This window comes from Catenulispora pinisilvae (assembly GCF_015356865.1).
Taxonomy (GTDB): domain Bacteria; phylum Actinomycetota; class Actinomycetes; order Streptomycetales; family Catenulisporaceae; genus Catenulispora; species Catenulispora pinisilvae.
Genome location: NZ_JAAFZA010000399.1, coordinates 1 through 5,948 on the forward strand (window position 1 = coordinate 1; position 5,948 = coordinate 5,948).

5 protein-coding genes and 1 pseudogene are annotated in these 5,948 nt (G+C 69.3%); 1 reads left to right on the plus strand and 5 read right to left on the minus strand.

Features of this window, described 5'->3' with window-relative positions; genetic code table 11:
• Positions 1-1,042: 1,042 nt before the first annotated feature.
• Complete coding sequence (locus IZR01_RS47690) at positions 1,043-2,008, minus strand: amidohydrolase family protein (RefSeq protein WP_194927713.1); 966 nt, start codon at positions 2,006-2,008, stop codon at positions 1,043-1,045.
• A gap of 5 nt (positions 2,009-2,013) precedes the next feature.
• Positions 2,014-2,631, minus strand: coding sequence for an NAD(P)-dependent oxidoreductase (locus tag IZR01_RS47695; RefSeq protein WP_194927714.1), 618 nt, complete (start codon positions 2,629-2,631; stop codon positions 2,014-2,016).
• A gap of 172 nt (positions 2,632-2,803) precedes the next feature.
• On the opposite strand from IZR01_RS47695, the gene IZR01_RS47700 reads away from it, so the two are divergent.
• Positions 2,804-3,592, plus strand: coding sequence for a TetR/AcrR family transcriptional regulator (locus IZR01_RS47700; RefSeq protein WP_194927715.1), 789 nt, complete (start codon positions 2,804-2,806; stop codon positions 3,590-3,592).
• On the opposite strand, the gene IZR01_RS47705 is transcribed toward IZR01_RS47700, so the two are convergent.
• The 3 genes and pseudogenes from IZR01_RS47705 to IZR01_RS47715 form a co-directional block, all read right to left on the minus strand.
• Positions 3,587-3,913 (minus strand): putative quinol monooxygenase, encoded by a 327-nt coding sequence (locus tag IZR01_RS47705; protein WP_194927716.1) that lies wholly within the window; start codon positions 3,911-3,913, stop codon positions 3,587-3,589. The genes IZR01_RS47700 and IZR01_RS47705 overlap by 6 nt on opposite strands.
• A 79-nt stretch (positions 3,914-3,992) precedes the next feature.
• Complete coding sequence (locus IZR01_RS47710; protein ID WP_194927717.1) at positions 3,993-5,333, minus strand: FAD-binding oxidoreductase; 1,341 nt, start codon at positions 5,331-5,333, stop codon at positions 3,993-3,995.
• A gap of 103 nt (positions 5,334-5,436) precedes the next feature.
• Positions 5,437-5,948, minus strand: a pseudogene (locus IZR01_RS47715) (hypothetical protein); the annotation flags it as partial.

The window sequence follows — 5,948 nt, forward strand, 5'->3', positions numbered from 1 at the left end:
GCCTGCAAGCTGCGGTTTGTATAGCGCGAACTTGACTCCCGGCCACCGGCGCTGTAGGCGAAGCCCTGCCGACGCGACCGAGGGGAACGAACCGAAAACCGACCGGAGAAGTACAAAACTGGTGGTGCGAGGCAGGCGGCCCGGCGAGTTCGGCTGCCGGTCCAGGTGCTGGCCAGCGCACCGGCGCCGGGGTGCGCACTCCGGGTTGGCGGCCGGGAGACTGATCGATCCGGCGGCCACAACCGATACCGTCGGGATAGCGGTATGCCGAGGCAAACTGGCAGAAGGCGGGTGTGTCACCGGCCAGCTGCCCACCGGCCCGTCGCCACAACCTCACCGGCGGCCGCATCGCCCAACCCGCGTCTACGGGCCCTGTGATTGCTATTCTTCCGGTTGGTTTTCGGTTCGTTCCCCTCGGTCGCGTCGGCAGGGCTTTGCCTACAGTGCCGGTTCTCGGGAGTCAAGTTCGCGCTGTACGCGGCCGCCACCTGCCCGCTTACAGTAAGGGCGCGGACTTTACTCCCGGGGTTCGGCGCTGTACCCCTTGGGGCTGACGACGCGAGCGAGGGGAACGAACCGTAGCCACCTCAGGGACCGCCGCCGCTGAGACTGGCTTGACCACCCTATGGAACCGCGCCAGTTCCCCGAGGGAGCCGAGAGCCCCCGCCGGAGGCGCCGGGCTCTTCATCACAGCTTTTGATCTTGATCTTGCTGTTGATCTGGTTCTTGATCTGGTTCTTGATCTGGCTCTTGATCCAACTTGCCGGAGTCGAAGAGGCCTGAGGCGGGGCGGGGTCGTGAACGCGGAAACCGGCAGCCGACAAACACACCCGCCGCCCCGAACCCCGAACCGGCACAACCATGACCGAAGGCCGTAAAAAGCTTTGAAGCCCGCACGCCAACCGCAACCCGGCTCGCGAACCCCAGCCCCAGCCCCAGCCTGAGCCTGGACCGAACCCGGAACAGTTCAGCCTGAGCCTCAGCCCCGCCCCAAAAGACCCGAACCCGAAACAACCCCAACTCGCCGCCAGGTAGCGACTCGTCAAAGCCGCAGCAGCCGACGTGCGTTGCCGAAGGCGATCTTCTGCTTGTCGCCGTCCGGCAGGGCCGTGCGGTCGAGGGCCGCGATGGCCCTGTCGGTCTGCTCGTAGGGGTAGTCGATGGCGAACAGCACCGCGTCCGCGCCGATCACGTGCACCAGCGCTTCGATGGCGGCCGGGGCCAGGATGCCGCTGGTGGTCGCCAGGACATTGGTGCCGAAGTACTCGGAGGGCTTGCGTAGCAACGGGTTCGGGGCGGTCAGGGTTGCGTAGCGCGAGTCGAATCGGGAGAGCTGGAAGGGCAGGAATTCGCCGCCGTGGCCGAGGATCATCCGTGCGGCCGGGTGGCGGTCGAAGACCCCGGACATCAGGATGCGCATCGCGTGGCCGCCGGTCGTTGCCTGCCAGCTCCACAGTGCGCCGTCGAGCTCGGGGTGGCCGTTCAGGACGTGCCAGCGGTCCGCCGGGGGCATGCCGGGGTGCAGATATAGGGGGACGTCGAGTTCGGCCAGGGTTGACCAGACCTGGTCGAAGGCTGGGGCGTCGAGGTATTCGCCCTGGATGTGGTCGTTGACGAGGACGCCCTTGAATCCGAGGCGGCCGACGGTGCGGCGTAGCTCGTCCACGGCCGCGTCCGGGTCCTGGAAGGGGAGTGCGGCGAAGGCTGCGAAGCGGGTCGGGTGGGAGTCGACGATCGCGGCGAGGGAGTCGTTGACGAAGCGGGCGTTGGCCACGGCGCGCTGTGGATCGGGGTCGGTCTCGATGCCCGGGACGGTGAGGGAGAGTACCTGCATCGCGACGCCGTTGGCGTCCATGTCGGGCAGCCGGAACTCGGCCACGTCGGGAAGGCGGGCCAGCACGTGCTCGACGAAGTCCGGGTGGATGTTGTCCGGGTAGGGCATTGGCGGTCGGCGAGAGGCGAGACCGGGGAAGGCGATGGCTTCCTCAAGGGCGATGTAGCCGTTCATGGTGATCAGGCCTTTCCGACCGGTACCAGGATCTTCGCGTTCTGTGTGGGGTGCTCGGCTTCGTCGAGCATGAGAGCGGCGGCGGTGGCGCGAGAAATGCGCGGCGGCCAGAAGGGCTTCGGGTAGTCGGTCAGCGCGACGTTGTGGCGGGTGTCGCTGACGCCGCCGACTTGCAGGTCCGGCGCGTGGAAGACGGTCACGCCGGCGTCCAGGGCGATCCGGTCGGCATCGGCCTTCTCAGGGAGCTGCTTGCCGATGACCAGCTTCATGAGGGTCTGGTATATCCCGCCGCCGGCCCCGGTCGACGCCCCGGACCCGAGCGCGCCCAGCGCGATCGTGCGGGTCGGCAGCCCGGCCAGCAGCTTGGCGCCGGCGAGCAGCGTCCCCGGCTCGTCGCCCTTGCTGATGCCGAGGGCGGAGATCACCACGTCCGCGTCGCTCAGGTCGGGGAACGCCTCCGGCTTGGTGACGTCGGCTCGGCGGACCTCGACGGCGCCCTGCTCGGGTGGCTTGTAGGCCTCCGGGCGGCGGACTAGGGCGATGACTTCGTGGCCCCGCTCGGCGGCCTGTCGGACGACCAGCTGCCCGACTTTGCCGGTGGCACCCAGAACTGCGACACGCATGGCGACCCCTCTCTGACTGAACAAGTGTTGGTGACTTAAGTAAACGAGTGTTGGTTAGAGCTGTCAAGCCGGCTCGTGCCGAGGTGGAATGCTCAGCGGGCAGCTAGACTGAACGGTCGTTGGTCAGAGACGGAGTCGGTCAGAGTAGGTCAGAGGCGGTAAGGAGCGGCAGGTGGCGCAGGCGGCGCGGCGGCGGAACCCACGCGGGCAGGGCCAGGTGCTCCGCGACCAGTTGGTCGAGGCGACGGCCCGGCTGCTGGCGAGCCTGGACCGGCCCGAGACACTGACGCTGCGCCAGGTCGCGCGCGAGGTCGGGGTGGCGCCGGCCAGCATCTACAGCCACTTCCCGGACCTGACCGCGCTGATCGAGCACGTCTTGAAGCTCCGCTACGACGAACTCGGCCGCCTGATGAACGACGCGGCGGCTGCTGCCGCGACGCCGCTCGCGGAACTCGTCGCGCGCTGCGCCTCGTATGTGCACTGGGGCGTCGGGCATCCGGGGGAGTACCGCACCATCGTGGGCGGCGGGATGCCCGAGCAACTGGTGCCGCTCAACGCGCACGGCGCTGGTGAGGAGCTACTGAACGCCCTCGTGCGGGCGCTCGCGGCGGCGGCGAACGATCGATTGACGGCGACCGATCCATTGACGGCGACCGATCCGTTGACGGCGACCGAATCGGTGACGGCGACCGAACCGGCGACAGCGACAGCGACCGAACCGGCGACAGCGACAGCGACAGCGACAGCGACAGCGACCGAACCGTCCACGACCGCCGAGCAGTGGCAGGCCGGGCTCATCCTCTGGACCGGGCTGCACGGCCTGGTCTCGCTCTACAACAGCCACGGCAACGTGCCCTGGCCCGCGCTCGACGATCTCCTCGCGCAGCTGCTCGGCCTGCACACCGGGCGCACTAAATCAGAGATCGAAGACGTCATGGCCGGTAGCGCTACCGCGTCATGACAGCCCGCGAAGCGCCCCGCCCTCGCCGCTGACATCCGTCGTCTCGGTCACGAAGGTCTCCTCGACGCCGAGGATGGCGGGCATGAGTTCGGCGAGCAGCGGCGCCAGGTGTTCGCCGTCGCGGACGCCGCCGATCTGGTTGGAGTCGGGGGTCCATTCGATGCGCAGCATGTAGGTGTCGGGGTTGGTCACCGAGCGGGACAGTTCGTAGGTGAGGCATTGCTTGTTGTGGTGCAACAGGTCTGCCAGGTCCGCGACGGCGGCTTCGAAGGTCTCCGCGGTGTTCGGCGGGATGTGGATGCGGACGGTCTCTATATACATGCGCTGTCCCCTGCCCGAGTGCGGTGGCGGCCCCTCCTCGCGGTGGGAGGCGGGGCCGCGGACGGCTCTTCGATCAAGCCTACAGAGGCCGCACGTTGTAGTTCCCCTTGAAGAGGTTCGCGGGGTCGTACTGGCTCTTGACGGCCGCGAGCCGCTTGTAGGTGTCGGTCGGGTAGGCGGCGGCCACGTCCGCGTCGGTGGCCGTGGTGTTGAAGTTGCCGTATGTGCCGCTGGTGTGCGGGGCCAGCCGGTCCCAGATCGCGTCCAGGGCCGGCAGCCCGGCCTGGACCACCGGCGCGGGGCCGACCACGGCGGTCCCGATCATCAGCTCGGCGCGGCGGTGGGCGAAGGCGGTCGCGTCCTCGGCCACCCGGGCCATCGCGCCGCCGATGCTGCGGATGGTGAGGAACGGCGCGCCGGGCGTGGAGCCGACTTCGGTGAGGATCCGTACCGCGGCGTCCACGCCGGATCGCTCGACGAAGGCGTTCCGGGTGAAGAAGCGGACGCCGGGCGGGGGCGTCTGCGCGTCTTCGAAGACTTCGCCGTAGGGCTTGAGGGTCACGTCGTCGGCGGTCACGGTGCCGAGGTGGCGGATCGGGTGCAGGGCGGCGTTCGCCTCGTCCTCGGAATCCCCGTCGAAGGTCACCAAGATCTCGACCGGGGCCTGCGGTCCGCCGGCGAAGGGGTTGGCGAAGACGGCGCTCGCGGTCAGGCCCTCGGGGGCCGTGCGCATGTACTCGACCCAGCCTTGGACGACCGTGGCGGCCTCGGCGCCGGGGAAGGCGATCTTGCCGTGGAAGACGCCGGTGGTCGGGTGTGCGGCGAACTCGAAGGCGGTGACGATCCCGAAGTTCCCGCCGCCGCCCCGCACGGCCCAGAACAGCTCGGCGTTGTCGTCCTCGTCGGCGATCACGACCCGGCCGTCGGCCGTCACGATCTCCACCCGCACCAGGGCGTCCAGCGCCAGTCCGTACTTGCGCACCTTCCAACCGAGGCCCCCGCCGAGGGTCAGCCCGCCGACGCCGACCTGCTTGGTGTCGCCGGCGGAGATGGCCAGGCTGTGCGGGGCCAGCGCGGTCGCCACCTGGCCCCAGGTCGCGCCGCCGCCGATGCGCACCACGTGCCAGCCGCCGTCCACGATCTCCACCCCGGACAGCAGGCTCAGGTCGATGACGACGCCGCCGTCGTTGGTGCCGAAGCCGGAGAAGGAGTGGCCGCCGCCGCGGACGGCGAGTGGGAGCCCGGCCGCGGCCGCGTGTCTCACCGCGCTCTGGACGCCGCCGACGCTGCTCGGCCGCAGGATGACGGCCGGTGTGCCGGTGGCCAGGACCGTGCCGGCGAGGGCGGCGTACTCGGGGTGGCCGGTTTCGATGATGTCGCCGCTGAAGTCGTGGTTGAGGGTTTCCAGTGCCGTGGTCATGCCCGTCCTCCTGCGTCGTCTTTCGTCTCTCTAGGGGTCGAACATGAGATGACGGAGATCGACGGATTGTGACGCGGGCGGTATGTGACCTGGGACACACGCGCTAGACGCAGTGCGCGCTGCCGCTGTCCCAGGCGGAGGTGCCGTACGCGTTCACAGCGCGGACCTGGAAGCAGGCCAGCGACGAGGGGTCGCTGTACTCGTTGGGGCCTCGGAAGGACGTCCCCGTGACGTTGTCGGTCTGGTCGTACTTCTGGTGGCCGTTGCCGTCGGTGAACGTGTAGTGGACGTCGTAGCTGGTCGCGCCGCTGACCGGGGCCCAGGTGAAATTGGTGGCGTAGTCGTTGGGGTTGTCGGTGGCCCAGTTGACCGAGACCGACGCGCCAGTCGGGGCCGCGGGCGCGACGTTGCTCGGCGGCGGGTTCGAGGTCGGCGGCTTGGGCGGGGTGGTCGTGGTGCGTGGCGGGGGAGGCGCGCTGCGGCTGGTCGTCTTGGTGCCGGCGCCCGCGCCGGGGGCGCTGTTCGATGCGCTGTCGGTGGCGGACGGCTGGTTCTGGGTGCTGGAGATCGCGCCGCTGGGGCTCGGGGTTTTGCTGGTGCCGTGCGATCCGGGCG